We start from the raw sequence: 230 nt of genomic DNA on the forward strand, positions 1-230 counted from the left end.
GAAGTATTTTAACACCTTACCCTTTTACTTTTTTGCCGTGCTCCTTATCGGGACGCATTTACAGGCGAGCGCAAGCACAGATCCTGATTGGGAAGCATTTGTTAAAAGTTATGGACGCTATACAGAAAAAAAACTAAAAATAAAAAAAATCCCAGGAGGGGCGCTATCCATTGTCAACTCACAAGCACGTGACTACATCCATACTATGGGCAATACAAAGGTGCGCGGTG

1 protein-coding gene is annotated in these 230 nt (G+C 42.6%); it reads left to right on the top strand.

Annotated features, from left to right (window positions below; all coding sequences use genetic code 11):
• Nucleotides 1-230: hypothetical protein (locus R0K30_RS23830; protein WP_410613542.1), on the top strand; the 230-nt coding region annotated here is incomplete at both ends.

Source organism: Bacillus sp. SIMBA_154 (assembly GCF_046536015.1).
GTDB classification, from domain to species: Bacteria; Bacillota; Bacilli; order Bacillales; family Bacillaceae; genus Bacillus; species Bacillus pumilus_P.